This window comes from Salmonella sp. 32100201201700099SM (assembly GCF_017572645.1).
Classification (GTDB): domain Bacteria; phylum Pseudomonadota; class Gammaproteobacteria; order Enterobacterales; family Enterobacteriaceae; genus Salmonella; species Salmonella enterica.
The window spans coordinates 248162-272647 of sequence record NZ_JAGERQ010000004.1 but is presented as its reverse complement, the minus strand read 5'-3'; the positions used below and the strand labels follow the sequence as shown (position 1 = coordinate 272647).

Sequence of the window (24486 nt, the reverse complement as noted above, 5' to 3'; positions counted from 1 at the left end):
CATAACCTATCAAAACGAGGCCGTCACACCGGCATAATAAGCCCGACCCGGTTCGTTATAGGTATTTGCCCCTTCGGCAGAGCGATAGATCTGTTTATCGAAGATATTGCTGATACCGACATTAAGACGCAGGTTCTTATTGATATCGTAGTTAACGTTAGCGCCGACCAGTGAGTAAGCCCCCAGCGCTTTCCCGGACAATCCTTTGGTCTCTTCACTACGCGACTCCGCATGTGTTCGCGGTTTTTGCTTGCCGTATAACGTCCAGTTGACGTTAGCGGAGAGCGCGCTGGTGATAGTCCAGTCGAGGAAGGTATTCACCGTATATTTCGGGATTATCGATAAGGGATTACCGGTATCTTTTTGCTCAGAAGTGATCATATAAGTCGCATTGGTATTCCAGTTCAGACGGTCCGGCATCAGCGGAACAGCCATGCTGGCTTCAATACCTTCAATCAGCGCTTTACCGCCGTTCTGCCATTGCAATACATAAGCGCCAGATGCGCTTCTGCCAATAATCTGATCACCTGCGACAATCTTATTCTGATAATCGTTACGGAAATACGTTACGCTTGCGTGGTAATCGTCTACGGTAAATTCCAGCCCAATCTCTTTATTGATACTAATTTCAGGATCGAGGTTCTTATTACCAACCAGGTAACAGCCGCCCGACGTAATATCTTTTGGACAACCGTTACCTTTCGAATAGAGTAAATACCCCTCACTGGTTTGATACAAGTTCGGTGCCTTAAAGGCCCGGGCAATACCGGCTTTCACCTTGACGTATTCACCTAACTCCTGGGAAAGGTTAAGACTGGGACTAAAATTACTCCCGGATTCGCTCAAATAGTCAAAACGCAGACCCGGAATAATATTGGTACCGGCCATGGGTTCGATATTATCTTCAACGTACAGCGCACTGATTTCCGATTTATTTTTGCTGCTACGGTTAGCCGCCGAACCGGGAATCCCGGCGATATTGCTATCCTTAACCGTCAGACTGGTAGAGGAAGGATCGTTCAGCTCATCGCGGTTCCACTCCGCGCCGACGGTGAGCGTTTGCTCAAATAGCCATATCACCGGGACATTCACCTCGCCGCTGGTACGATACGAGGTCAGGCGGTTAGTGGTGAACGTCTGGTCGTTGGTAATACGCCCCTCGCCGCCGCCGGAGAGCCCCTCATTCATGCGGGTATTATCGGTTTTTTCATAGTAGAACCCCAGGCGGCTTTGCCCCCAGTCCCAGATGCCGTTATGAGTTAGACCGTAATTCTGCCGGTACAGGCGATTGGTCTCCCGCCCGGACTGCGCCAGACTTTTGGTAACCGCGTTCGAAGTACTGTTTTGCGTATCGCCGGCATAGATATTCCCCTGCCGACTGTATCCCGCTTCAAAATCAAGGAGTTGCTGCGGGGTCATTTTCCATGAGAAGACGCTATTAATATCTTTATTGGTGACCCCCTCCCGTCCGGCGGCATTTTTGGTACCGGCGGAGGAGTTAATATCCCAACTGTCGGCATCGGTTCTGTTGAGATTACCGTACAGGCGCATCGTCAACGTATCTCCAGCCAACGGGCCGCTAAGGCTAAAGTTACCCCGCCGGGTGTCACCTTCTTTGCTGCTTTCCGGCTGGTTGGTATAGAGCGACAGCGAGCCGTGCCAGTCATTAGTGGGGCGTTTGGTGATGATATTCACCACCCCACCTGCGGCACCGGAGCCATAGCGCGCGGCGGCGGGCCCACGGATCACTTCAATACGTTCTACCATCTCCGGCGGCACCCAGTTCGTATCGCCACGGGTGTCGCGTTCTCCGCGCCAGCTATAGCGAACCGAATTTCGCGACGTCACCGGCACGCCGTCAATCAGCACTAAGGTATTTTCCGGCCCCATACCACGAATATCAATTTGTCGGTTATTTCCGCGCGTTCCCGAGGCGCTATTGCCGGTAAGATTAACCCCAGGCATCTTACGAATAATATCGGCAAGATCGTTAACGGGAGGATTCTTTTGAATATCGTCACGAGTAATAATCGAAACGCTCGGCTGTTGCTTTAATACTTGCTCGGCAGTGGATTCAACCACTATCGTTTCGCCGTTGTCGTCTGTAGATTCTGCTGCTGATAATGGACTATTAATCCCTGTAGAAACCACGGTTATTAACCAGATGAACTTCTTAACTCTCATACCCATTCCCTAAATAATGTCTAAAGTAGCGCTGTTGCCCTCAAGCTCACATCCTTACCAGGTTACGTCTATATAGTAATTATTATCATATGTCAATGATAATAATTATCATTCAATTAAGAAAAAGGCAATCTTTCGACCACAAAAATCTGGTAATAAAAAACGGAAATGGGATTTTGCAATATGACTCTCTGTCCGGGCTCCGCTTTGCCAGTAAATCCGGGAAGGGTGGCAGAATGCGCCTACTGAACGAAGGTTTTACAAAACAGAAATAGATGAAATAAAACTATTTTTCAAAGCGTTAATGATAATAAACACCCAGGTAAGATGGTATAGTGCGGTTCAGAGTTCACCGGCGCTTCCCTGTCGACGGCAAACCGTTCTTACAGTTTGCCAGCGACTTTCCGTCTGGGTAATGGTGGGATCGGATACGATTGTAGTCATTCGATATATGACGATGAAAGTGATGTTGGCGCCAAAATACAAAGCGCCTGGTAATAATTATCAGGCGCTTTGCAGACAGAAAACCATCAAACATCGGTTTCTCGTTCTCCAGGATCTACTGGAAAATATGGCAACCCACAGTTAGTGGATTTTACTGTCGGGTCTTGCCAGGGATGTTGTGTTACCCCTAGGTCTTTTAAAAGACGTCGTGCCATCACTAATTCAAGGGCTGACATTTTTTGCTTTGATTCATCCCCTTTAGATGGACGAATATCCTCCTGACTAGTACATGTAACACAATAACCTTTTAACTCTTTCCACTTAGGCGCAGGGGGGGCCTTAGGATCGGGAGGCGTCGGGCTGGCAACGCACGAACAGGCACTTATACATCCAGGCATAGCGTTTTCCTTTTCAAACAATTCGCTTTAGTTGGAAGTTCTACTTGAGAAAATAGGAATGGTTATTCAGATATTTTTACCGTCGCATACTCCTGTAATAATAAAAGATACTGTAAATAATTTACTCTCAGCTACTATTCAGTAGCAGATTGTTATTCTTACATTGCTTTTATTTCAGATTTACGTCAAAAAGGGCTAAATATTTTCACTATAAAATTCGTTAAAGAGTGTTTGTGTACTTGTAGACATTGTGGCGTCTTCGGTACGCAAATGGGTTAGTGTACAATCTTTAAAACAGGTATTGTTTAAATTAGCCTCAGCCAAATCAGCCCCGTCCAGGTTCGTAGAAATGAAACTCGCCTTTCGCAGATTTGCCCGGGTTAAGACAGCGTCTTCCATAATTGCAGCCATTATAGTAGCACCCTGTAATGTCGCACCGCTCATATCAGCACGTATAAGGGTTGCGCCTGAAAGATTAGTGTGATCCATATTTGCACCGGAGCAATTACATTCTATCATGCTACAGCCTAACAGACTCGCGTGTTGTAAATTGGCGCCAGTAAGATTAGCGTGATCGAGGGTAGCGCCACACATAATGCCATCTTCCAGACAGGCGTTCTTGAAATTACTGTCGCCTAGTGATGTTCCCGATAGATTTGCGCCCTTAAAATTTGCACCTTCACAATCCGCCATAAACAGCACTGCCCCCTCTAAATTTGCGCCGCTTAAGTCTGCGTCACATAAATTTTCTGCCGTCAGATTTGCTCCGGTAAGGACAGCGCCTTTAAGATTCATGCCTCCCTGGGCAGTTAATATTACAGAATCCTGAGGGAGAGAAAATTCGCATCTGAATAGTAAAGCTCGACATATTTTTTCAAAAGAGACAAGCGGAATTTCTCTTGTCTCAGAATGGTCGCCTTTACTGACTCGTACAATAACTTGTCCAGCTTCGTTATTCTCACCAGGAAGATTAAATTCGACACGACACCCATCCATATCATCCAGGATGATGTTTTCTGGCAACGGAGCACCTCTGTCAGGCATTGTACTTTTCAATGTCTCAGCCATAGTCTCTATCAATTCCTGATATTGTGTTTCATTTCTCCGACGTATCCCACCACAGGTAAAAAAGTTAATGATATATTCCAGAATGGTTTTGGGCGAGGTAGCTTGCCGCATAGCAGCAGAAGTCCCCGCGCCAAAAGCAGATGTAGCCATACCAGCCAGACTATCGAGTGAACGCTGCATATATTTTCTCCCAGAGAGAGCAACACAGTACATGATAAAATTTATCATATAGATTTGCATTTAGAGATAAGGTGAATACCCCCTTTACGTCTGGTTACATAATAACGTATCACGACGCGTTGCTGTCTGGCTTACACAATAGCAGCCAAATAAATATATTGGCTTATACTCGTCATACTTCAAGTTGCATGTGCTGCGGCTGCGTTCCCTCACCCCAGTCACTTACTTTAGTAAGCTCCAGGGGGATTCGCTCGCTTGTCGCCTTCCTGCAACTCAAATTATTTAGAGTATATAACATTATTTAAAATAATAAACACGGCATTCGTTTTAATATTACGTTCAGGACTCATCCCACTCATTAGCAGAAAACCTATTAAAAAGCGTGTTCAGGCGTTTTATTACCGCCATTGATAAACTGTTTAACAACATCGTCTGTACAGACCTTCTTCGTTGCCTTTACGTTTAACTCAATCAGGCTACCGTCTCGGTTATAAGTCTATCGAGTAGTAGAGCCGTAGTATGACGATGCAGCAAAGTGATATGGAAAGATATAATCCATTATTAATGTTAAAAGAAGTCATGGCGCAGACGCCTTATCGCCATAAACGCTGGGGAGAGCGTAAGTTTCGCTATAAATTTTTATTACGTTGCCTTATTAACCCCGTAACGACAATTAAATACTTCAATGAATTATGCCATCTGTCTCAGCCCAGAACGCTGATTATTCATCGTCCACTGTTGCCGGCAAAAATCCAGCGGCCCTATTTGTATACCGGGCTTAGCATACGTTGCCGGGCAAAAGCTATTCTGGAACACTACCAGTTCGTTCAGTCCTTTCCGGAAAGTAAAATTAAAAAGATCCTCCTGCCCGAGGAACAAATCTTACTCGCTCACCTGGAAGGAAAAAACGACGCTCTGGTAGATATCTACTGCGGCCCATGTGGCTATGACAGAGAAGGTGAGCTGACATTAACGCTGTGTTTCAATGATACGCCGTTGGCACGTTTATCATTTTCCTTTATCCGCCATGAAGGGAAGCAAATAGCGCTGGTTGCCGGGTTACAAGGGCCCAGTAAACATATCGGCCCACAAGTCATACGTAACGCCACCAAAGATTGTTACGGTCTCTTTCCTAAACGGATGCTGTATGAAGCTTTTGCAACATTGATGCAGGCCTGTAATGTCGACGAGATTTATGCGGTAAGTGAAAACAACCATGTTTATCGTCAACTCAGGTACTTATTCCAGAAGAAAAAAACTTTTGTGGCCAGCTATAGTGAATTCTGGGAGTCGCTAAACGGCGTTAAGAAAGGTGCCTTATATCATCTGCCATCACAGGTGATGCGTAAAGCGCCTGAAAGTATCCCCAGCAAAAAACGCGCAGAGTATCGGAAACGCTATCATATTCTGGATACAATAATACAAGAGGTTAACAGCCTCTCCCGGTAGAACTATTTCATACGCGGATGTGCAGATCCTGCTACCGTTCAGCGGATCTCTTTGAAATCTGTATCGCTACTGGATGGTTAAATACAGAATGGCTTGCGAGTGAAAAGCGCGGCATTAAACCGTCGCTTTCACTCATGCTATGATCAACATCTTAATCTTATTCCCTTCACCATAACGTCATCGATTAGCATGTTAACCATTAAATACAAGCTAAACATCTGTCACATTTTTATTTGGTTGAGCAAAAAAATAATACAGAATAGGATTTTCAGTAAACTAAGTCAGGAGTTTTGGTGAAAATACAAGAAGTTAAGCGTATATTAACCCGCTGGCAGCCATCTTCCTTTACCCTATACCGGGAGGTGTTTACGCAATACGGCGGTAGTATCAATATGCACCCAGATATTGTGGATTATTTTATGAAGCGCCATAACTGGCATTTTAAATTCTTCCACTATAAAGAAGATGATAAGATTAAAGGCGCCTACTTTATCTGTAATGATCAGAATATTGGCATCCTGACGCGCAGAACCTTTCCGCTATCGTCAGATGAGATACTTATTCCAATGGCACCAGATTTACGCTGCTTCTTACCCGATCGTACTAACCGACTTTCGGCGTTACACCAGCCACAAATACGCAATGCCATATGGAAACTCACCAGAAAAAAACAAAATTGTCTGGTCAAAGAAGCGTTCTCTTCTAAGTTTGAAAAAACACGCCGTAATGAATATCAGCGATTTCTTAAAAAAGGCGGAAGTGTAAAAAGCGTTGCTGATTGTTCTTCTGATGAACTGACTCATATTTTTATCGAGTTATTTCGGTCTCGTTTCGGCAATACTTCATCCTGCTATCCCGCTGATAACCTTGCCAACTTTTTTAGTCAACTGCATCACCTTCTGTTTGGGCATATTCTTTACATTGAAGGGATACCCTGTGCATTTGATATCGTACTGAAGTCTGAAAGCCAGATGAACGTCTACTTTGACGTATCTAATGGTGCAATTAAAAATGAGTGCAGGCCACTCAGTCCCGGCAGCATACTAATGTGGCTAAATATTAGCCGTGCCAGACATTACTGCCAGGAAAGACAAAAAAAATTACTTTTTTCCATCGGCATACTAAAGCCTGAATGGGAATATAAGCGCATGTGGTCGACCCCCTATTTTACCGGGAAATCGATTTGCTAAAAAGAAAGCCTGGACGTAAATATGTTTTTTACGCCCAGGTTTTTCATAAATCCTGATGACCTGATAAAAAACGAAAATTTAATCAGAATTAAAAAAAATAAGTTAACCACCATATAATCATAATGACAATTACTCGAAATTCACTTACACTATACTCGGTTTTATAGAATTGATTAACACGGTATGTTACAGATAACGTGCTAAAAAGCGTGCAGCGGTTATACATTTTCATATGTGTGTGTCATTAACCTGGCGTCAGGAACAGATGATGATGACAACTACCCTTTTATCTCTTCTGGCCTGGCATACCGTCAGTAGATTAAAGGAGTAGCCTTGCTTTATGGCATTACAAAAATGCGGGTGGGGTCTATGCTCAATGTATACGTTATTTGTAACAACGCTCTTGTGCATAAACAATACGTTATTGCCAACAGCACTGAACGGGTACAGTGGTTCTTGCTGACAACAGGCTTAAAGATCGCCTTAACACGGGATACCTGATAACTGGATTATATTATGACACATGCAGACTGGCTGATTCTTGGGTATACAACTGTTATTATTATTTTTGGTATTGTATGTTATATCGGATTGCTTAAATTGATAACGAAAGGCAAGCATGAAAAATAACGCACTTACCGGGAAGAATATACTCTCAGGAGATAAAATGCTTCGGCAATGATGTGACACCACTGCCGAAATGCTATTTTTACAGAAATCAATCAGGTATTGAGGGTGATTTTATCATAGCCGCGCCAGCGATAATTCAACAACGAGAGCAGCCAGAATAGCACGAAAGCGCCCACTACCCAGAAGCCCACATTCCCCATATGATCGTTAAGCGTGCTTACGGTCTGCCAAAATGTTCCGCTTAACTGTAACGCATCATCAATCAATCCCAGCGCCTCAAGCCCGCCAATCGCCAGCGCGACAATGACGGATGCGGCGGTAATGGTCATATTATAATAAAGCTTACGTAATGGATGCGAGAAAGCCCAACCGTAAGCGCCGACCATGACAAAGTTATCCAGGGAATCTACCAGCGCCATCCCGGCGGTAAACAGCACAGGAAAAATCATCATTGACCAGAGAGATAGCCCCTGGTTAGCTGCTGAAGCGGAAATGCCCAGCAACCCAACCTCGGTTGCGGTATCAAATCCCAAGCCAAACAGAAAACCGACAAAATACATATGCCAACTGGAAGTGACCAAACGAAACGTACGCTGAAATATACGCGTCATCAGCCCGCCAGGTATCGCCTCGTCATGCGCCCCCACTGACTCGCCGCGGGTAACCGAGCGAAATTGCCGCCAGACGTTGAACAAAATAAACAGGTTAAGCAGGGCCATCGCCAGCAGAAAAAAAGCGGAAACAGCCGTACCGATCAATGAACCATATTGATGCAAAACATCAATACGATCGCGAAATGCCATCGACGTCACAACAATCGCCAGACATGCCAGAACGACAATGGTCGAATGACCCAATGAAAAAAACGCCCCCACGCCTAAAGGCGTTTTACCCTGCTGCATCAGTTTACGGGTGACGGTATCGATGGCTGCGATATGATCGGCATCAACCGCATGACGCAGCCCAAAGCTATACGCCAGTATGGCTGCGCTTAGCATGACGGCATGGTGATGAAAAACACAGAACGCCCAAATCCAGGCCAGGATGTTAACCCCAACAAGAAAGACGGTTAATGCTATTCCCCGTCGTTTAGTATGATTATTCATGCCCCTGCACCCACTATATTTCTAATTAACGCTACAGTTTGTAGGGGGAATGTATGATCATTTGATTAAAACGTCACACCTCAAGATGCGACTTTTTGTAAACGTGCTTTACCGCTGACACATTTGTGCGCATTACTGCGGAATAAGGCTTAAAAAGCGTATCCGAACGTATAACCCTCCCAACGCTTCGCTACGGGAAAAATGGGGATGAGTACGGTGCAGGCGTGCGATATCATTGACCAAAGCCAGACCAATGCCCGCCCCGGCCACATTTCCTACGTTATCGAGCCGGTGGAACGGCTGTAGCGCCAGATGGATGTGTTCATCATCAATGCCGGGGCCGCTATCTTCGACAACCAGCGTCACGGCATCGCCATCCTGTTCAAGCCGCGCGGTGACGATGCCTTGCTCAGGCGTGTATTTCAGCGCATTATCCAGCAAGTTTCCGCACAGCTCGCTAAGCAGTACCTCATCCCCCTCGATCCACATCGCTTCCTGTTCGCCTTCGTAGCCCAGGTCGATATGTTTACTTCGCGCCTGCGCCAGGCGGGTAAAGCAGCCGCTCTGTACGATATCGTACAGATTCACCGGGGAAAAACGCCGCTCGCCCTGCTCTTTATGCTTTACCGCAGAAAGTTGCAACAATCTTTCCGTGAGCTGAATGGTGCTATCCAGCGTTACGCTCATCGCCTGCAGACTTTCGTACCAGTGATGAGGGTGCTGGCTGGCTAACGCCACCGCCGCCTGCGTTTTTAACACCGCCAGCGGCGTTTTTAACTGGTGAGAAGCATCGGCGCTAAAGCGTTCCTGCCGGGAAAGGATGCCGCGGAGCCTGTCAATGTAGCGATTAAACGCCACGATTAACAAGCGTGTTTCCGACCACGGCAGCAGTTCCGGCAGCGGCGTTAACAGACCCGGTTCGCGGCGTACCATTAATGATGAAAGTTGACGCATAGGGCGCAGGATCCGGCGTAATAACCAGCCAACCAGCACCAGGGTCAGCAACACCAGCAGCCCCTGTGAGATCCAGGAAGAGAACAGCAGTTGGCCCGCCAGATAACGACGGGACTGCAGCGTTTCTGCGACATAAACCTCCGCCATGCCGATAATGCCGCCTTCGTTGACCGGCTGTAGCAAACGCGCCACGCGGATCGCCTCGCCGCGATACTCGGTATGATAGAACCACGCCAGCGCCGGATAAAGCCGGGTACGGGGCGTAGCGGGCGGCATGGCAGGCAGATCGTCATAACCGGAAATGACCTTCCCGGAAGGGTCGACGACTTTGTAATAGAGTCGATCATTCATATTAAGCTCGAAGCTATCCAGCACCACCCAGGGCACGTTAACTTCCAGATGCTTATTGCGCACCACCAGCCGTTCCGATACCGTTCGCGCCGAGGAGAGCAACGTACGATCATAAGCCTGAGTGGCGGCCTGTAGCGCATTGACATAGCTGTTAAACGCCGACAGCCCCCATAGCAGAATCAGCGGCAACCCCAGGAACAGCAAGAGTTGCAGGTACAACGATTGCGGCTTAACCCACTTCATCGCCGCGCTCCAGCACATAACCCAGGCCGCGCAGCGTCGTAATTCGTACATCGCTTCCCTGGAGTTTTTTACGCAGTCGATGAATATAAAGTTCGATGCTTTCAGGGCTTACCTCATCGTTCAGGCTGAACACCTGTTCAAAAAGCTGCTGACGCGAGACCGGCCGCGTTCGTCGGTACATCAATACGGTTAAGAGCGCCTGCTCACGCGGCGTCAGCGCTAACGGCTGTCCCTGTAACAGAAAATACCCTTCATCATGAAAGATCAATTCCCCCAGTTGCTGAACTTCATGAACCTGCCCAGCGCTGCGTCGCAGCAAGGCCCGTAAACGGGCATCCAGCTCTTCCAGTTCAAAGGGTTTCGGCAGATAGTCATCCGCGCCGACGTTGAGACCTTTTACGCGATCCGCCACCGCGCTTCGCGCCGTGAGCAGCAAAACGGGCAAGGTCTGACCGCGTTTACGCAGCCGTTGCACCACCTCCAGTCCATCCATTCCCGGCATATTGATATCCAGCACCGCCAGCGCGTACATTTCACTGTGCAGAAGATGGTCAGCCGCCAGGCCGTCAAATACGCAGTCCACGGCAAAGCCGTTTTGCACCAGCGCTTTCTCCAGCCAGTGAGCCAGCTCACGGTTATCTTCCGCCAATAAGAGACGCATATCACATCCTGTAAAGTTTCTGCCGCATTGAAAGGGAATTGAAAGGTTATTGTTTTAACAATCACGCAACCGAACTGCTACATGTCGGCTCACATAATCACAAAAATCTTCTTCCGAACCTGAAAAATCCGGACGTCCGGCGTGAGGATAAAAAATGAAAAAACAATTACTTCGTACCCTTACTGCAAGCATTTTATTAATGAGTACCTCTGTTCTGGCACAGGAGGCGCCGTCGCGAACGGAATGTATCGCGCCAGCCAAACCTGGCGGCGGTTTCGACCTTACCTGTAAGCTGATTCAGGTGAGTTTGCTGGAGACTGGCGCAATCGAGAAACCCATGCGGGTAACGTATATGCCCGGCGGCGTCGGCGCTGTGGCTTATAACGCGATAGTCGCCCAACGCCCTGGCGAATCCGGGACTGTGATCGCCTTTTCCGGCGGTTCGCTGCTCAACCTGTCGCAGGGGAAATTTGGTCGCTACGGCGTGGATGATGTGCGCTGGCTGGCAAGCGTGGGCACTGATTACGGCATGATCGCCGTGCGTGCGGATTCCCCGTGGAAAACGCTGAAAGATCTGATGACGGCGATGGAAAAAGATCCCAACAGCGTGGTCATCGGCGCTGGCGCCTCTATTGGCAGCCAGGACTGGATGAAGTCGGCGTTGCTGGCGCAAAAGGCGAACGTCGACCCGCACAAGATGCGCTACGTTGCCTTTGAGGGCGGCGGCGAGCCGGTGACGGCATTAATGGGCAACCATGTTCAGGTTGTCTCCGGCGATCTCAGTGAAATGGTGCCTTATCTGGGCGGCGACAAAATCCGCGTGCTTGCCGTCTTTTCAGAAAATCGTCTGCCGGGCCAGCTTGCCAATGTCCCTACCGCTAAAGAACAGGGCTACGACCTGGTGTGGCCGATTATTCGCGGCTTCTACGTCGGGCCAAAAGTCAGCGATGCCGATTACCAGTGGTGGGTGGATACCTTCAAGAAGCTCCAGCAAACCGACGAGTTTAAAAAGCAGCGCGATCTGCGCGGCCTGTTTGAATTCGACATGACCGGCCAGCAGCTCGATGACTACGTGAAAAAACAGGTTACTGATTACCGTGAACAGGCGAAAGCCTTCGGACTCGCGAAATAATCGCGGAGGCAATGATGAGCGATCGTATCTTTGCGGGTATCTGGCTGTTGCTCTGTATCGCCGGGCTATTCATCGCCTGGCAGATCCAAAGCGAATACAGCTATGAACCCGTCGGTCCCCGCCCTTTTCCGCTGGGGATTATCGGCCTGATGGCGCTCTGCGCGCTGGCGCTGTTATTACGCCATCCCGACACGGTGAGCTGGCCGCGCCGCCATGTTCTGCAAAAGCTAATTACCACGATCATCATCCTGTTGATGTATGCCTGGGGATTCGAATGGCTGGGTTTTCCCATCGCCACCGCGCTTCTCACCATGGTTATCGGGATGCTGTTCGGCGCCACGATTCCGGCGGCGGGTATCTCCGGCGCGGTATTGGGCATTCTGCTGTGGTATGCCTTTGACCGGCTGCTTGATGTCACCTTACCTCTCGGCGCCTGGCTGAGTTAACGGAGCAACGATGGATACCTGGATATATCTTTCTCAGGGCTTTGCGGTGGCGATGACGCCGGAAAACCTGGTTATCGCGTTGATTGGCTGCTTCGTGGGCACGATTGTCGGTCTGCTGCCGGGCCTGGGACCGATCAACGGCGTGGCAATCTTACTGCCGCTGGTCTTTGCGTTGCATCTGCCTGCGGAGTCGGCGCTAATTCTGCTGGCGACGGTGTACATTGGGTGTGAGTATGGCGGCAGGATCTCCTCCATATTGCTCAATGTCCCCGGCGATGCGGCGGCGATCATGACGGCGCTGGACGGTTACCCGATGGCGCAGCAAGGGAAAGGCGGCGTAGCGCTGTCGATTTCCGCAGTCAGCTCATTTTTCGGTTCATTAATCGCTATCGGCGGCATCATTCTATTCGCCCCTTTACTGGCGCAATGGTCGCTGGCCTTTGGGCCGGCGGAATATTTCGCCTTAATGGTTTTTGCCATCGCCTGTCTTGGCAGCATGATGGCGCAAAATCCGCTTAAATCATTTCTGGCAGCGCTGATCGGTCTTGGCCTTGCGACCGTCGGCGTGGACGCCAACACCGGGGTTTATCGCTTTACCTTTGACAGCGTTCATCTTTCCGACGGCGTACAGTTTATCGTCGTGGTGATCGGCCTGTTCTCGGTATCAGAAATACTTTTAATGCTGGAACATACCAGCAGCGGGCAAACAATGGTCCGCAAAACGGGTCGAATGTTGTTCAACCTGAAAGAAGGCGCGCAGTGTATCGGCACTACCCTGCGTTCTTCGGTAATCGGCTTTTTTGTCGGCGTATTGCCCGGCGCCGGGGCGACCATCGCCAGCGCCATTACCTATATGACCGAGAAAAAACTCAGCGGCAACAGCGATAGCTTTGGCAAAGGGGATATTCGCGGCGTCGCGGCGCCGGAGGCGGCAAACAACGCCTCTGCCTGCGGCTCCTTCATCCCGATGCTGACGCTGGGCGTTCCCGGTTCCGGCACTACGGCAGTGATGATGGGGGCGCTGACGCTGTACAACATCACGCCAGGCCCGGCGATGTTCACCGAACAGCCGGATATCGTCTGGGGACTCATCGCTGCGCTGCTGATTGCGAACGTGATGCTGCTGATCATGAATATCCCGTTGATCGGTCTGTTCACCCGTATGCTCACCATTCCGCTGTGGTTCCTGGTACCCGCCATCGCTGCCGTATCGGCGGTAGGGGTGTATGCGGTACACAGCACCACCTTCGATCTGGTGCTGATGGTCGCGCTCGGCGTGTTAGGGTACATTTTACGTAAAATGCACTTCCCCATGTCGCCGCTGATCCTGGGATTCGTACTGGGGGAAATGCTGGAGCAAAACCTGCGTCGCGCACTCTCCATCAGTAACGGCAATATGGCGATTTTGTGGCAAAGCGGCGTTGCCAAAGCCCTGCTGATCATGGCGATCATGGTCATTGTGGTACCGCCAGTGTTACGTCTGATCCGTAAACACAGCCGTAAACCGCAGGTTGACGCCGGTTAATTGACTGCTGAAATACGTTGTACTTGTCCGGCCTACGCGCTCATGTGCCAGGCCGGGCAACCCCGCCAGCATCACTCTCCCCATAACTTGCTCATTTTACCCCCCTTCTTGCCGTTGTCAGGCTCGTGGCGCCGTTAACCTCACTATTCACATTGTTAAATATTTGTTGTTTTTGATCACAATAATTAAACAAAAGCGGTTATTTCATACGCGTTCCTGGAAAATGTCGATATTTTTAATTTATGGCTACGAAATGAGCATCGCCATGTCTCCCTGACCATCTACCGAGAGGAATGATTCTGATGAATGCACTGACTGCCGTAAAAGCGAACACAGATGATTTAGCCCAACGCCATACTGGTTTCACCCTTGCCCCTTCGGCGCAGTCGCCGCGCCTGCTGGCGTTAACGTTTACGGCGGATACCACAAGACAATTTCTCCATCAGGTTGCGCAGTGGCCGGTGCAGGCGCTGGAATACAAATCTTTCTTACGTTTCAAAATCGGCAAGATCCTCGACGATCTGTGCGGCAATCAGCTACAACCGCTGTTGATCAAAACGCTCCTCAACCGTGCACAAGGCGCGCTGTTGATCAGCGCCGAAGGGATCGATGATGTCGCACAGGCAGAAGAGATGGTCAAACTGGCGACGGCGGTGGCGCATCTTATTGGTCGCTCCAACTACGATGCGATGAGCGGCCAGTACTACGCGCGTTTCGTGGTCAAAAACGTCGACAACTCCGACAGTTATCTGCGCCAGCCCCACCGCGTAATGGAACTGCACAATGACGGTACCTATGTTGAGGAGGTGACCGACTACGTGCTGATGATGAAAATCGACGAACAGAATATGGAAGGCGGTAATTCGCTGCTGCTGCACCTTGATGACTGGGAACATCTGGAGTCGTTTTTTACCCATCCGCTGGCGCGTCGCGTCATGCGCTGGGCGGCGCCGCCAAGCAAAAATGTTAGCCATGACGTCTGGCACCCGGTGTTTGATGTCGACCAACAAGGCCGCCCGGTCATGCGTTATATCGACCAGTTCGTCCAGCCAAAAGACTTTGAAGAAGGCGTCTGGCTCAGCGAGCTTTCAGACGCGCTGGAAACCAGTCAAAACATCCTCTCCGTGCCGGTACCGGTCGGCAAATTCCTGCTGATTAACAATCTGTTCTGGCTACATGGACGCGATCGTTTTACGCCGCATCCTGACTTGCGTCGCGAACTGATGCGCCAGCGCGGTTACTTCGCCTACGCCGCCAGCCATTATCAAACTCACCAATAAGCGCCACGGCGAAGGAATTACGCGGATGTATGATTTTGTGATTATCGGCGGCGGCATTATCGGCATGTCGACCGCTATGCAACTTATTGATGTCTACCCGGATGCGCGCATCGCATTGCTGGAAAAAGAGTCCGCGCCAGCCTGCCACCAGACCGGGCATAACAGCGGCGTGATCCATGCCGGGGTGTACTACACGCCCGGCAGCCTCAAAGCGCGGTTTTGTCTGGCGGGCAATCAGGCGACCAAAACCTTTTGCGATCAAAACAACATCCGCTACGACACCTGCGGCAAAATGTTGGTCGCCACCTCGGAGCTGGAAATGGCGCGGATGCGCGCGCTATGGGAGCGGACGGCGGCCAACGGCTTAGAGCGCGAGTGGTTAAGCGCGGCGGAGCTGCGTGAACGCGAACCCAATATCATTGGCCTGGGCGGGATTTTTGTCCCTTCCAGCGGGATTGTCAGCTATCGCGATGTCGCGACGGCCATGGCGAACCGCTTTCAGGCCAAAGGCGGCGAGATCATCTACCATGCCGAGGTCAGCGTTCTAACAGAACATGCCGCTGGCGTTGTCATTCGCACCTCGCAAGGTCGGGAAATCGAAACCGCTACGCTTATCGGCTGTGCAGGGCTGATGGCGGATCGGCTGGTCAAAATGCTGGGCGTGGAGCCCGGTTTTATTATCTGCCCTTTCCGCGGCGAGTACTTTCGTCTGGCCCCGCGACACAACCGGATCGTTAACCATTTGATCTACCCGATCCCCGATCCGGCAATGCCGTTTCTCGGCGTCCATCTTACCCGCATGATCGACGGCAGCGTTACGGTCGGGCCGAATGCGGTGCTGGCGCTTAAACGCGAAGGCTACTGTAAGCGCGACGTTTCCTTCACCGACACCCTGGAGATTTTCCGCTCCGCCGGCATTCGCCGCGTACTGCAAAACCATCTGCTTTCCGGACTGGGCGAGATGAAAAACTCGCTATGCAAAAGCGGCTATTTGCGGCGAGTACAAAAGTATTGCCCCAGCCTGACCGTCAACGATCTCCAGCCCTGGCCGGCAGGCGTGCGGGCGCAGGCGGTTTCGCCGGACGGCAAACTGATTGATGATTTTCTGTTTGTCACGACGCCGCGTTCCATTCACACCTGTAACGCCCCCTCCCCGGCGGCGACATCAGCGATACCTATCGGCGCGCATATCGTCAGTAAAGTTCAGGCGCTACGCGCAAGCCAGAGCAACCCCGGACGTACGCTGCGTGCGGCACGCAGCGTGGACGCATTACACGCCGCATTTACCCGTTAACCCTTCAGACAGGAAGCAATTATGCAACTTAACGACTCTACCCTGTTCCGCCAGCAGGCCTTTATCGATGGCGACTGGCGCGACGCGCGCGGCGGCGATGTCATCCCCGTGAGCAACCCCGCCAACGGGAAACCGCTCGGCAATGTGCCCAAAATGGGGGCGGAAGAGACGCGCGACGCCATCAACGCCGCCAATCGCGCCCTGCCCGCCTGGCGCGCGCTCACCGCCAAAGAGCGAGCCAATATCCTGCGTCGCTGGTTCAATCTGATGATGGAACATCAGGACGATTTGGCGCGTCTGATGACGCTGGAACAGGGCAAACCGCTGGCGGAAGCGAAAGGCGAAATTAGCTACGCCGCCTCGTTTATTGAATGGTTCGCCGAAGAGGGGAAGCGTATCTATGGCGACACGATTCCAGGTCATCAGACCGATAAACGGCTGCTGGTGATTAAACAGCCCATCGGCGTCACCGCCGCGATTACCCCGTGGAACTTTCCCTCGGCAATGATCACCCGTAAAGCCGGCCCCGCGCTGGCCGCAGGCTGCACAATGGTACTCAAACCCGCCAGCCAGACGCCGTTTTCCGCGCTGGCGCTGGCGGAACTGGCCCAGCGCGCCGGAATTCCCGCAGGCGTATTTAACGTCGTTACCGGTTCGGCAGGCGATATCGGCGGCGAGCTGACCAGCAACCCGCTGGTACGCAAACTGTCGTTTACCGGCTCGACGGAGATTGGCCGCCAGCTAATGGAACAATGCGCCAAAGACATTAAAAAAGTATCGCTGGAGTTGGGCGGCAATGCGCCGTTTATCGTCTTTGACGATGCCGATCTGGATAAAGCCGTCGAGGGCGCGCTGGCTTCGAAGTTTCGCAACGCCGGGCAGACCTGTGTCTGCGCCAATAGATTGTATGTTCAGGACGGCGTTTACGATCGTTTTGCGGAAAAACTCAACCAGGCGGTAAATAAGCTCGCGGTCGGCGACGGCCTGCAAGCCGACGTCGCTATCGGGCCGCTGATTGATGAAAAAGCCGTGGCGAAAGTCCAGGAGCATATCGCCGACGCGCTGGAAAAAGGCGCCCGCGTCATTACGGGCGGTGAAGCGCACAAATTAGGCGGCAACTTCTTTCAACCGACCATTCTGGTGGATGTTCCTGATAACGCGAAAGTCGCCAAAGAAGAGACATTCGGGCCGCTCGCGCCTCTGTTCCGCTTCAGCGACGAGGCGGACGTCATCAGGCAGGCTAACGATACTGAATTCGGCCTGGCAGCCTATTTTTATGCACGCGATTTAAGCCGCGTTTTCCGCGTCGGCGAAGCGCTGGAATACGGCATCGTCGGTATTAATACCGGCATTATCTCCAACGAAGTCGCGCCTTTCGGCGGTATTAAGGCCTCCGGATTAGGCCGTGAAGGTTCCAAATACGGCATCGAAGATTATTTAGAAATCAAATATATGTGCATCGGCCTTTAACAGGAGAGTCGCTAATGAATACCAATAACGCTTTAATGCAGCGCCGTCATAACGCCGTTCCTCGCGGCGTGGGGCAGATTCACCCGATTTTCGCCGAGCGGGCGGAAAATTGTCGGGTCTGGGATGTCGAAGGCCGTGAGTATCTCGATTTCGCGGGCGGCATTGCCGTCCTGAACACCGGTCATTTACATCCGGGCATTGTTTCAGCGGTCGAAGCGCAGTTGAAGAAATTGACCCATACCTGTTTTCAGGTGCTGGCCTATGAACCGTATCTGGCGTTGTGCGAACGCATGAACCAGAAGGTACCGGGCGATTTCGCCAAAAAAACGTTGCTGGTCACGACCGGTTCAGAAGCGGTTGAAAACGCCGTGAAAATCGCCCGCGCGGCAACAAAACGCAGCGGCGCTATCGCGTTTAGCGGCGCTTACCACGGTCGTACCCACTACACGCTCTCTCTGACCGGGAAAGTACACCCGTACTCTGCTGGTATGGGATTGATGCCAGGCCATGTCTACCGCGCGCTTTATCCTTGCCCGCTACACAACATCAGCGACGACGACGCGATCGCCAGCATTGAACGCATCTTTAAAAATGATGCCGCGCCGGAAGATATCGCCGCCATTATTATTGAGCCGGTACAGGGCGAAGGCGGATTTTACGCCGCCTCTCCCGCGTTCATGCAGCGACTGCGCGCGCTATGCGACCAACACGGCATTATGTTGATTGCCGACGAAGTGCAAAGCGGCGCGGGCCGGACCGGTACGCTGTTCGCCATGGAACAGATGGGCGTTGCGGCAGATATTACCACTTTTGCGAAATCGATCGCCGGCGGCTTTCCGCTGGCAGGCGTTACCGGCCGGGCAGACGTGATGGACGCTATCGCGCCGGGCGGGCTGGGCGGCACCTATGCCGGAAACCCGATTGCCTGCGCCGCCGCGCTGGCGGTACTGGACATTTTCGAGCAGGAAAATCTACTGCAAAAGGCGAATACGCTTGGCAACACGCTGCGCGATGGCCTGATGGAGATAGCGGAAACGCACCGTGAGATTGGCGACGTGCGCGGACTGGGCGCCATGATCGCCATTGAGTTGTTTGAAAATGGCGACCCCGGCAAACCGAACGCGACTCTGACCGCCGACATTGTGGCCCGCGCCCGCGAGAAAGGGTTAATTCTGCTCTCCTGCGGTCCTTACTACAACATCTTGCGCATCCTCGTTCCACTCACTATTGAAGCCTCGCAGATTCAGCAAGGCCTGAAGATTATCGCCCAGTGCTTTGATGAGGCGAAACAAGCGTAATGTCCAATAAGCAGCGTCGGGTGGCGACGTAACTGTCTTATCCGGCCTACAAAAACCGTTTCGATTGTAGGCCGAATAAGCCAGGCGCCATCCGGTAAACGAGCGCAATAACAATAAAGAGGTTTTAGGATGGGGCAATTGTCAGAATCACATGCATTAGGGGGCGGGCTGAAATCACGCCACGTCACCATGTTATCGATCGCCGGCGTCATCGGCGCCAGCCTGTTTGTCGGTTCCAGCGTGGCGATTGCGGAGGCCGGCCCTGCGGTACTGCTGGCCTATCTGTTCGCAGGACTTTTAGTCGTCATGATTATGCGAATGCTGGCTGAAATGGCCGTCGCCACGCCGGATACCGGTTCTTTTTCCACCTATGCGGATAAAGCGATCGGCCCCTGGGCCGGGTATACCATCGGCTGGTTATACTGGTGGTTTTGGGTGCTGGTTATTCCGCTGGAGGCCAATATTGCCGCCATTATTCTGAATTCATGGATACCGGGTATTCCGGTGTGGCTATTTTCATTAGTGATTACGCTTGCCTTAACCGGAAGCAATTTATTGAGCGTCAAAAATTACGGCGAATTCGAATTCTGGCTGGCGCTATGTAAAGTGATTGCTATCCTGGCGTTTATCGCGCTGGGCGCGACGGCGATTAGCGGTTTTTATCCGTATGCCGAGGTAAGCGGTATCTCCCGGCTATGGGATCACGGCGGTTTTATGCCTAACGGCTTCGGCGCGGTGTTAAGCGCCATGTTGATCACCATGTTCTCTTTTATGGGCGCGGAAATCGTCACTATTGCTGCCGCGGAATCCGATACGCTGGATAAACATATCGTACGCGCCACCAATTCTGTTATCTGGCGAATTTCCATCTTTTACTTGTGTTCCATTTTTGTGGTGGTGGCGCTGATCCCGTGGAATATGCCGGGCCTGAAAAGCGTAGGTTCGTACCGCTCGGTACTGGAGCTGCTTCATATTCCGCACGCAAAATTCATTATGGACTGCGTGATTTTGTTGTCGGTGACCAGTTGTCTGAACTCCGCATTATATACCGCCTCCCGGATGCTCTATTCCCTTAGCCGCCGCGGCGATGCTCCTGCGATAATGGGAAAAACTAACCGTAGCAAAACGCCCTGGGTAGCGGTTCTCCTCTCTACCGGCGCGGCCTTTTTAACCGTTATCGTCAATTATTACGCCCCGGCAAAAGTGTTTAAATTTCTTATCGACAGTTCTGGCGCCATCGCGCTGCTGGTCTATCTGGTGATTGCGATTTCGCAATTGCGGATGCGTAAAATTCTGCTGGCGCAGGGCGGAGAAATTAAGTTGAAAATGTGGCTTTATCCGTGGCTCACCTGGCTGGTTATCGGCTTTATCTGCTTTGTTCTGGTGGTGATGCTATTTCGACCGGCACAGCAACTAGAAGTCATTTCAACGGGGCTGTTAGGGCTGGGCATAATAGGTACTGTCCCCATTATGTCTCGCTGGAAAAAACTGATAAGGTGGCAAAAAGCCCCCCTGCAAAACCTACGTTAGTTATTCCCGGCGTCAGCCGGGAAGCTTCTCAGGAGTAAAAGATGACCGCCCTTTCCCAACCGACGGCCATAGATGGCTATCGCTGGCTTAAAAATGACATTATTCGCGGCACTTATCAGCCGGATGAGAAACTGCGGATGAGTTTATTAACCGCCCGCTATGCGCTTGGCGTAGGGCCGCTGCGCGAGGCGCTGTCACAACTGGTGGCGGAACGGCTGGTCACCGTGGTGAATCAAAAAGGCTATCGCGTGGCGTCCATGTCAGAGGCGGAACTCCTCGATATTTTTGACGCGCGCGCCAATATGGAAGCGATGCTGGTACGCCTGGCGATTGAACGCGGCGATGATGCGTGGGAGGCGGAGATCCTGGCGCGAGCGCATATGCTCAGTAAACTGGAAGCCAGCGATGCTAGCGAACATATGCTCGATGAATGGGACCAGCGCCACCAGGCGTTCCATTCCGCCATTGTCGCCGGGTGCGGCTCCCACTATCTGCTACAGATGCGTGAACGCTTATTTGACCTGGCGGCCCGCTACCGCTTTATTTGGTTACGTGAAACCGTTCTGTCCGTCGAGATGCTGGAAGATAAACATATCCAGCATCACACGCTAACCGAAGCGATACTGGCGCGCGAGGCGGCACGCGCCAGCGAATTAATGCGTCAGCATTTGCTGACGCCGATTCCCATTATTCGCCAGGCGATGGCAGGGAAAATGTAGCCTGGCGCGACCTGATAGCCATTATTCTTCAGGAATACGCAACACTTGTCCCGGATATATTTTTTCCGGGCTTTTCAGCATCGGTTTATTTGCCTCGAAAATTTTATTATACAGATTGGCGTTACCATACACTTGCTTTGAAATAGCGCTCAGGGTGTCGCCTGATTTTACGGTATAAAACTGACTTTCAGCCGCCGGCGTCGTGGTTTTAACCTGATCGTCAACGCTGCTAATCCCGGCGATATTCCCCACGGCAACCAGAATTTTTTCTTTTGCCTCCTGACTCAGCCCATCACCCGTCACTGTCGCTTTTCCATCAGCTATTTGCACATTCACTTTGTCAGTGTCGGGTATTCCCGTTTTATTTAAATGTTCCTGGACTTTTTTCGCCTGATCGTCCTTATCATGATTAGCGGTTACCGCGTCCCAGAGTTTTTCACCTGCATCTTTTACAAAATTGAAAAGTCCCATATTCACCTCGCTTGTCAAAAATACACACAAAGAAAAGTGTAGCAGAGGGAATGAGGTTATCCTGATAAGCGGCGCTTATGCGCCGCCGGTGGCCGGTAATTAATGACGCATCTGAACCCAAAATGCGTGGATAAGCCCCGGAATATATCCGAGTAATGTCAGCAGGATATTAAGGATAAATGCCCAACCGAACCCTTTTCCTAAAAGTACGCCGAGCGGAGGCAAAATAATCGTAAATACAATTCTCCAGAAACCCATATACACTCCATACAAGCAAAATTAGTCATTGTTTAAAAAGAGATTTTATCTCTAAGCATAGTCAGTTTACCTGAGCCTGCCAGTCGCGCGCCGCGCTTTTACCCTCCTTTACGCTTTTTACGCTGGCATCAGGTTGACGTTTATTTTAGAATTAACTAAATTTAGAAAATGCTTAAATAACTATGACAGAGCTTGAACAACTTCAGGCCAGCGCAGAACAGGCGGCGGCCCTGCTCAAAGCGATGAGCCACCCAAAAAGATTACTGATTTTATGTATGCTTTGCGGTTCGCCAAAAACCAGCGCAGGCGAACTGGCGCGCATTACCGGGCTAAGCCCCTCCGCGACGTCGCAACATCTGGCGCGGATGCGGGAAGAAGGGCTGATTGATAGTCAACGCGATGCCCAGCGCATTCACTATTTCATTAAAAATGAGGCGGTTAATACGATTATCGCCACGTTAAAGAATCTCTATTGTCCATAAGGAGGCACGATGTCCATTGGGATAGTTTCCCCCCGTGAGGCGCAAGCGCTGATAGCGCAAGGCGCGAAACGGATTGATGTACGCGACGCCGATGAATATCTGCGCGAGCATATTCCACATGCGCAACTGGCGCCGCTTTCCCGGCTTGAACAGGGCGATTTGCCCGCCAACCTGCGAGCGGAACAGATTATTTTTCACTGTCAGTCAGGTAAACGAACCAGCAGCAATGCAGCAAAACTACAGGCCATTGCCGCCCCAGCTCAGGTCAGTCTGCTGGAAGGCGGTATCGACGGATGGAAAGCGGCAGGATTGCCCGTCACAGAAGACAAATCGCAACCGTTGCCACTGATGCGTCAGGTGCAAATCGCCGCCGGCGGGTTGACGTTGCTTGGGGTGATTCTGGGCTATACGGTCCACGGCGGCTTTTTCCTCATTAGCGGTTTTGTCGGGGCCGGGTTAATGCTGGCAGGCATGACCGGCTTCTGCGGAATGGCGCGACTACTGGAAAAAATGCCCTGGAATACCCGTACTCATTAAGCGGTACCTTCACCGCGCGTCGGTAGGTGTGTAGTAGACTGAAGGCGGGTTTATACCATTGTTCAACAGGAGAGCGTGATGTTCACACCAGGCGATATCGTACAGCCCCGAATGGGTGGGCCGAAACTGAAAGTGATTGAAGTCAACGAGGATCATATTGTCGCGGTACAGGTCGGTAATGAGCAGGGCGAAAAATTGATCCTCAAAGCGGCAGATGTCACCCCCTATTGCGAAGAGGGCGATTTTGGCGTGTGCTGATTTATCAGAATGAGCATGGCGCAACGTTCCCTGAGTCCCGGTTAATAGAGACAGGAAACGAAGCGCCATCTGTTAAAGGTTATCCGTGATTAGATTAAGAAATCATCCAGAGATTTCCCCGCCGCCAGCGCCTGGGCAATCGGTTTAGGCGTACGACCTTGTCCGGTCCAGGTTTTTTCTTCGCCATTGAAATCAGTAAAACGATATTTTGCCGGACGCGGCTGGCGCTTTTTAGCAGAACGCGGCATTGCTGAATCCATGGCAAATAACTCTTCCGGGTTAATACCGTCTGCTTTCATCAGCTCCAGAAAGGCATTAATTTTCTCCTGCTTCTCGGCAAGCTGGCGTTGCTGCAATTCTTCTTCTTCGCGTCTTTCTTTAGTGACAACCCTGAATTTTTCGAGCATTTCTTCAAGAACGTCAATGGAGAATTCGCGAGCCATAGCGCGCAGCGTGCGGATATTATTTAAGTTCTGTAACATCAAATTCATATCAATAAAAACCTTTTAACGCAGAAAACAAAAACTATTACAGGCGGTATTGTATGCGATTATTGATTATATTTCCAGATCCTAAAGTTCATACAGATATACTCAGTATAACTCGATTAATTATATTAATCTGTTAACCAGAAGGTTATATTCATTACCCCCTGTGTGTTTCAGGTTATTCTGCCTACGGTATATCTGTAGGTTTCCCGTTCGGCTGTTTATAACGTATTGCGTATCTCAGTAACCACGGTGACCCTCACGGTGGCTGACCTTATACAGAAGTGAATATTTCATTACAATAAGAGATTAACCATTCAAAAATCATCATCAGAGCTTTATGCTAAAAATCACCCTGCAATAGCTATAATTATGCTGAGAAAAGTAGAGCGCGTGCCGTTAGCCGAGAATACATCGCATCTGACAACATTTGGAATGTG

At 50.8% G+C, this 24486-nt stretch carries 23 protein-coding genes; 14 read left to right on the top strand and 9 right to left on the bottom strand.

Annotation, left to right across the window (positions count from 1 at the left end):
• Positions 1-9 precede the first annotated feature (9 nt).
• From J4685_RS08695 to pipB2, 3 genes are all read right to left on the bottom strand, one after another.
• Positions 10-2184: a TonB-dependent siderophore receptor gene (locus J4685_RS08695; protein ID WP_011233151.1), complete on the bottom strand. Its 2175-nt coding sequence runs from the start codon at positions 2182-2184 to the stop codon at positions 10-12.
• 530 nt (positions 2185-2714) lie between these two features.
• The gene (locus J4685_RS08690) at positions 2715-3047 is read right to left on the bottom strand and encodes a hypothetical protein (RefSeq protein WP_011233152.1); all 333 of its coding nucleotides are present in this window, start codon (positions 3045-3047) and stop codon (positions 2715-2717) included.
• A 174-nt stretch (positions 3048-3221) separates the two neighbouring features.
• The gene (pipB2, locus tag J4685_RS08685) at positions 3222-4274 is read right to left on the bottom strand and encodes an SPI-2 type III secretion system effector PipB2 (RefSeq protein WP_011233153.1); all 1053 of its coding nucleotides are present in this window, start codon (positions 4272-4274) and stop codon (positions 3222-3224) included.
• 519 nt (positions 4275-4793) lie between these two features.
• On the opposite strand from pipB2, the gene J4685_RS08680 reads away from it, so the two are divergent.
• Complete coding sequence (locus tag J4685_RS08680; protein ID WP_000178731.1) at positions 4794-5723, top strand: VirK family antimicrobial peptide resistance protein; 930 nt, start codon at positions 4794-4796, stop codon at positions 5721-5723.
• A gap of 293 nt (positions 5724-6016) precedes the next feature.
• The gene (locus J4685_RS08675) at positions 6017-6913 is read left to right on the top strand and encodes an antimicrobial resistance protein Mig-14 (protein WP_000701514.1); all 897 of its coding nucleotides are present in this window, start codon (positions 6017-6019) and stop codon (positions 6911-6913) included.
• 722 nt (positions 6914-7635) lie between these two features.
• On the opposite strand, the gene J4685_RS08670 is transcribed toward J4685_RS08675, so the two are convergent.
• From J4685_RS08670 to tctD, 3 genes are all read right to left on the bottom strand, one after another.
• Positions 7636-8649 (bottom strand): HoxN/HupN/NixA family nickel/cobalt transporter, encoded by a 1014-nt coding sequence (locus J4685_RS08670; protein WP_001059347.1) that lies wholly within the window; start codon positions 8647-8649, stop codon positions 7636-7638.
• Between the two features lie 132 nt (positions 8650-8781).
• On the bottom strand, positions 8782-10197 hold the full coding sequence (locus tag J4685_RS08665; RefSeq protein ID WP_000872332.1) for a sensor histidine kinase: 1416 nt from the start codon (positions 10195-10197) through the stop codon (positions 8782-8784).
• The gene (tctD, locus tag J4685_RS08660) at positions 10184-10858 is read right to left on the bottom strand and encodes a transcriptional regulator TctD (protein WP_001237934.1); all 675 of its coding nucleotides are present in this window, start codon (positions 10856-10858) and stop codon (positions 10184-10186) included. Before tctD ends, J4685_RS08665 begins: the two co-directional genes overlap by 14 nt.
• A 154-nt stretch (positions 10859-11012) precedes the next feature.
• Between tctD and J4685_RS08655 the strand changes: the two genes are divergently transcribed.
• The 9 genes from J4685_RS08655 to csiR all read left to right on the top strand — a co-directional run bounded on the left by J4685_RS08655 (position 11013) and on the right by csiR (position 21552).
• The gene (locus J4685_RS08655) at positions 11013-11990 is read left to right on the top strand and encodes a Bug family tripartite tricarboxylate transporter substrate binding protein (RefSeq protein WP_000744417.1); all 978 of its coding nucleotides are present in this window, start codon (positions 11013-11015) and stop codon (positions 11988-11990) included.
• An 11-nt stretch (positions 11991-12001) separates the two neighbouring features.
• Positions 12002-12436, top strand: a complete 435-nt coding sequence (locus J4685_RS08650; protein ID WP_077905012.1) for a tripartite tricarboxylate transporter TctB family protein — start codon at positions 12002-12004, stop codon at positions 12434-12436.
• 10 nt (positions 12437-12446) lie between these two features.
• Positions 12447-13961, top strand: coding sequence for a tripartite tricarboxylate transporter permease (locus tag J4685_RS08645; RefSeq protein WP_000382043.1), 1515 nt, complete (start codon positions 12447-12449; stop codon positions 13959-13961).
• 302 nt (positions 13962-14263) lie between these two features.
• A complete protein-coding gene (glaH, locus tag J4685_RS08640; protein ID WP_000993100.1) occupies positions 14264-15241 on the top strand; it encodes a glutarate dioxygenase GlaH in 978 nt (325 codons plus the stop codon).
• A gap of 25 nt (positions 15242-15266) precedes the next feature.
• The gene (lhgO, locus tag J4685_RS08635) at positions 15267-16535 is read left to right on the top strand and encodes an L-2-hydroxyglutarate oxidase (RefSeq protein WP_000271922.1); all 1269 of its coding nucleotides are present in this window, start codon (positions 15267-15269) and stop codon (positions 16533-16535) included.
• A gap of 21 nt (positions 16536-16556) precedes the next feature.
• Positions 16557-18005, top strand: a complete 1449-nt coding sequence (gene gabD, locus J4685_RS08630; protein ID WP_001176535.1) for an NADP-dependent succinate-semialdehyde dehydrogenase — start codon at positions 16557-16559, stop codon at positions 18003-18005.
• A gap of 14 nt (positions 18006-18019) precedes the next feature.
• Positions 18020-19303: a 4-aminobutyrate--2-oxoglutarate transaminase gene (gene gabT / locus J4685_RS08625; protein WP_001095573.1), complete on the top strand. Its 1284-nt coding sequence runs from the start codon at positions 18020-18022 to the stop codon at positions 19301-19303.
• A 129-nt stretch (positions 19304-19432) separates the two neighbouring features.
• Complete coding sequence (gabP, locus tag J4685_RS08620) at positions 19433-20833, top strand: GABA permease (RefSeq protein ID WP_000531279.1); 1401 nt, start codon at positions 19433-19435, stop codon at positions 20831-20833.
• 41 nt (positions 20834-20874) lie between these two features.
• On the top strand, positions 20875-21552 hold the full coding sequence (gene csiR / locus J4685_RS08615; protein ID WP_000126152.1) for a DNA-binding transcriptional regulator CsiR: 678 nt from the start codon (positions 20875-20877) through the stop codon (positions 21550-21552).
• Positions 21553-21573: 21 nt separating this feature from the next.
• On the opposite strand, the gene lysM is transcribed toward csiR, so the two are convergent.
• Positions 21574-22023: a peptidoglycan-binding protein LysM gene (lysM, locus tag J4685_RS08610; protein WP_000522407.1), complete on the bottom strand. Its 450-nt coding sequence runs from the start codon at positions 22021-22023 to the stop codon at positions 21574-21576.
• Between the two features lie 99 nt (positions 22024-22122).
• Complete coding sequence (locus tag J4685_RS08605) at positions 22123-22281, bottom strand: YqaE/Pmp3 family membrane protein (protein ID WP_000508175.1); 159 nt, start codon at positions 22279-22281, stop codon at positions 22123-22125.
• A gap of 182 nt (positions 22282-22463) precedes the next feature.
• On the opposite strand from J4685_RS08605, the gene J4685_RS08600 reads away from it, so the two are divergent.
• The 3 genes from J4685_RS08600 (at position 22464) to J4685_RS08590 (ending at position 23558) form a co-directional block, all read left to right on the top strand.
• Positions 22464-22763: an ArsR/SmtB family transcription factor gene (locus J4685_RS08600; protein WP_000137432.1), complete on the top strand. Its 300-nt coding sequence runs from the start codon at positions 22464-22466 to the stop codon at positions 22761-22763.
• Between the two features lie 9 nt (positions 22764-22772).
• On the top strand, positions 22773-23300 hold the full coding sequence (locus J4685_RS08595; protein WP_000022016.1) for a rhodanese family protein: 528 nt from the start codon (positions 22773-22775) through the stop codon (positions 23298-23300).
• A 78-nt stretch (positions 23301-23378) separates the two neighbouring features.
• On the top strand, positions 23379-23558 hold the full coding sequence (locus J4685_RS08590; protein ID WP_000494943.1) for a hypothetical protein: 180 nt from the start codon (positions 23379-23381) through the stop codon (positions 23556-23558).
• Positions 23559-23647: 89 nt separating this feature from the next.
• Here the strand turns inward: J4685_RS08590 and stpA are convergent, their stop codons facing one another.
• Complete coding sequence (gene stpA / locus J4685_RS08585; RefSeq protein WP_001051100.1) at positions 23648-24049, bottom strand: DNA-binding protein StpA; 402 nt, start codon at positions 24047-24049, stop codon at positions 23648-23650.
• Positions 24050-24486 lie beyond the last annotated feature (437 nt).

Excerpts from the sequence above, each read along its gene's own strand:
- J4685_RS08695 (WP_011233151.1), bottom strand. The coding sequence starts at position 2,184 with ATGAGAGTTAAGAAGTTCATCTGGTTAATAACCGTGGTTTCTACAGGG.
- pipB2 (WP_011233153.1), bottom strand. The coding sequence starts at position 4,274 with ATGCAGCGTTCACTCGATAGTCTGGCTGGTATGGCTACATCTGCTTTT.
- J4685_RS08680 (WP_000178731.1), top strand. The coding sequence starts at position 4,794 with ATGACGATGCAGCAAAGTGATATGGAAAGATATAATCCATTATTAATG.
- J4685_RS08670 (WP_001059347.1), bottom strand. The coding sequence starts at position 8,649 with ATGAATAATCATACTAAACGACGGGGAATAGCATTAACCGTCTTTCTT.
- J4685_RS08665 (WP_000872332.1), bottom strand. The coding sequence starts at position 10,197 with ATGAAGTGGGTTAAGCCGCAATCGTTGTACCTGCAACTCTTGCTGTTC.
- tctD (WP_001237934.1), bottom strand. The coding sequence starts at position 10,858 with ATGCGTCTCTTATTGGCGGAAGATAACCGTGAGCTGGCTCACTGGCTG.
- J4685_RS08655 (WP_000744417.1), top strand. The coding sequence starts at position 11,013 with ATGAAAAAACAATTACTTCGTACCCTTACTGCAAGCATTTTATTAATG.
- J4685_RS08650 (WP_077905012.1), top strand. The coding sequence starts at position 12,002 with ATGATGAGCGATCGTATCTTTGCGGGTATCTGGCTGTTGCTCTGTATC.
- J4685_RS08645 (WP_000382043.1), top strand. The coding sequence starts at position 12,447 with ATGGATACCTGGATATATCTTTCTCAGGGCTTTGCGGTGGCGATGACG.
- glaH (WP_000993100.1), top strand. The coding sequence starts at position 14,264 with ATGAATGCACTGACTGCCGTAAAAGCGAACACAGATGATTTAGCCCAA.
- lhgO (WP_000271922.1), top strand. The coding sequence starts at position 15,267 with ATGTATGATTTTGTGATTATCGGCGGCGGCATTATCGGCATGTCGACC.
- gabD (WP_001176535.1), top strand. The coding sequence starts at position 16,557 with ATGCAACTTAACGACTCTACCCTGTTCCGCCAGCAGGCCTTTATCGAT.
- gabT (WP_001095573.1), top strand. The coding sequence starts at position 18,020 with ATGAATACCAATAACGCTTTAATGCAGCGCCGTCATAACGCCGTTCCT.
- gabP (WP_000531279.1), top strand. The coding sequence starts at position 19,433 with ATGGGGCAATTGTCAGAATCACATGCATTAGGGGGCGGGCTGAAATCA.
- csiR (WP_000126152.1), top strand. The coding sequence starts at position 20,875 with ATGACCGCCCTTTCCCAACCGACGGCCATAGATGGCTATCGCTGGCTT.
- lysM (WP_000522407.1), bottom strand. The coding sequence starts at position 22,023 with ATGGGACTTTTCAATTTTGTAAAAGATGCAGGTGAAAAACTCTGGGAC.
- J4685_RS08605 (WP_000508175.1), bottom strand. The coding sequence starts at position 22,281 with ATGGGTTTCTGGAGAATTGTATTTACGATTATTTTGCCTCCGCTCGGC.
- J4685_RS08600 (WP_000137432.1), top strand. The coding sequence starts at position 22,464 with ATGACAGAGCTTGAACAACTTCAGGCCAGCGCAGAACAGGCGGCGGCC.
- J4685_RS08595 (WP_000022016.1), top strand. The coding sequence starts at position 22,773 with ATGTCCATTGGGATAGTTTCCCCCCGTGAGGCGCAAGCGCTGATAGCG.
- J4685_RS08590 (WP_000494943.1), top strand. The coding sequence starts at position 23,379 with ATGTTCACACCAGGCGATATCGTACAGCCCCGAATGGGTGGGCCGAAA.
- stpA (WP_001051100.1), bottom strand. The coding sequence starts at position 24,049 with ATGAATTTGATGTTACAGAACTTAAATAATATCCGCACGCTGCGCGCT.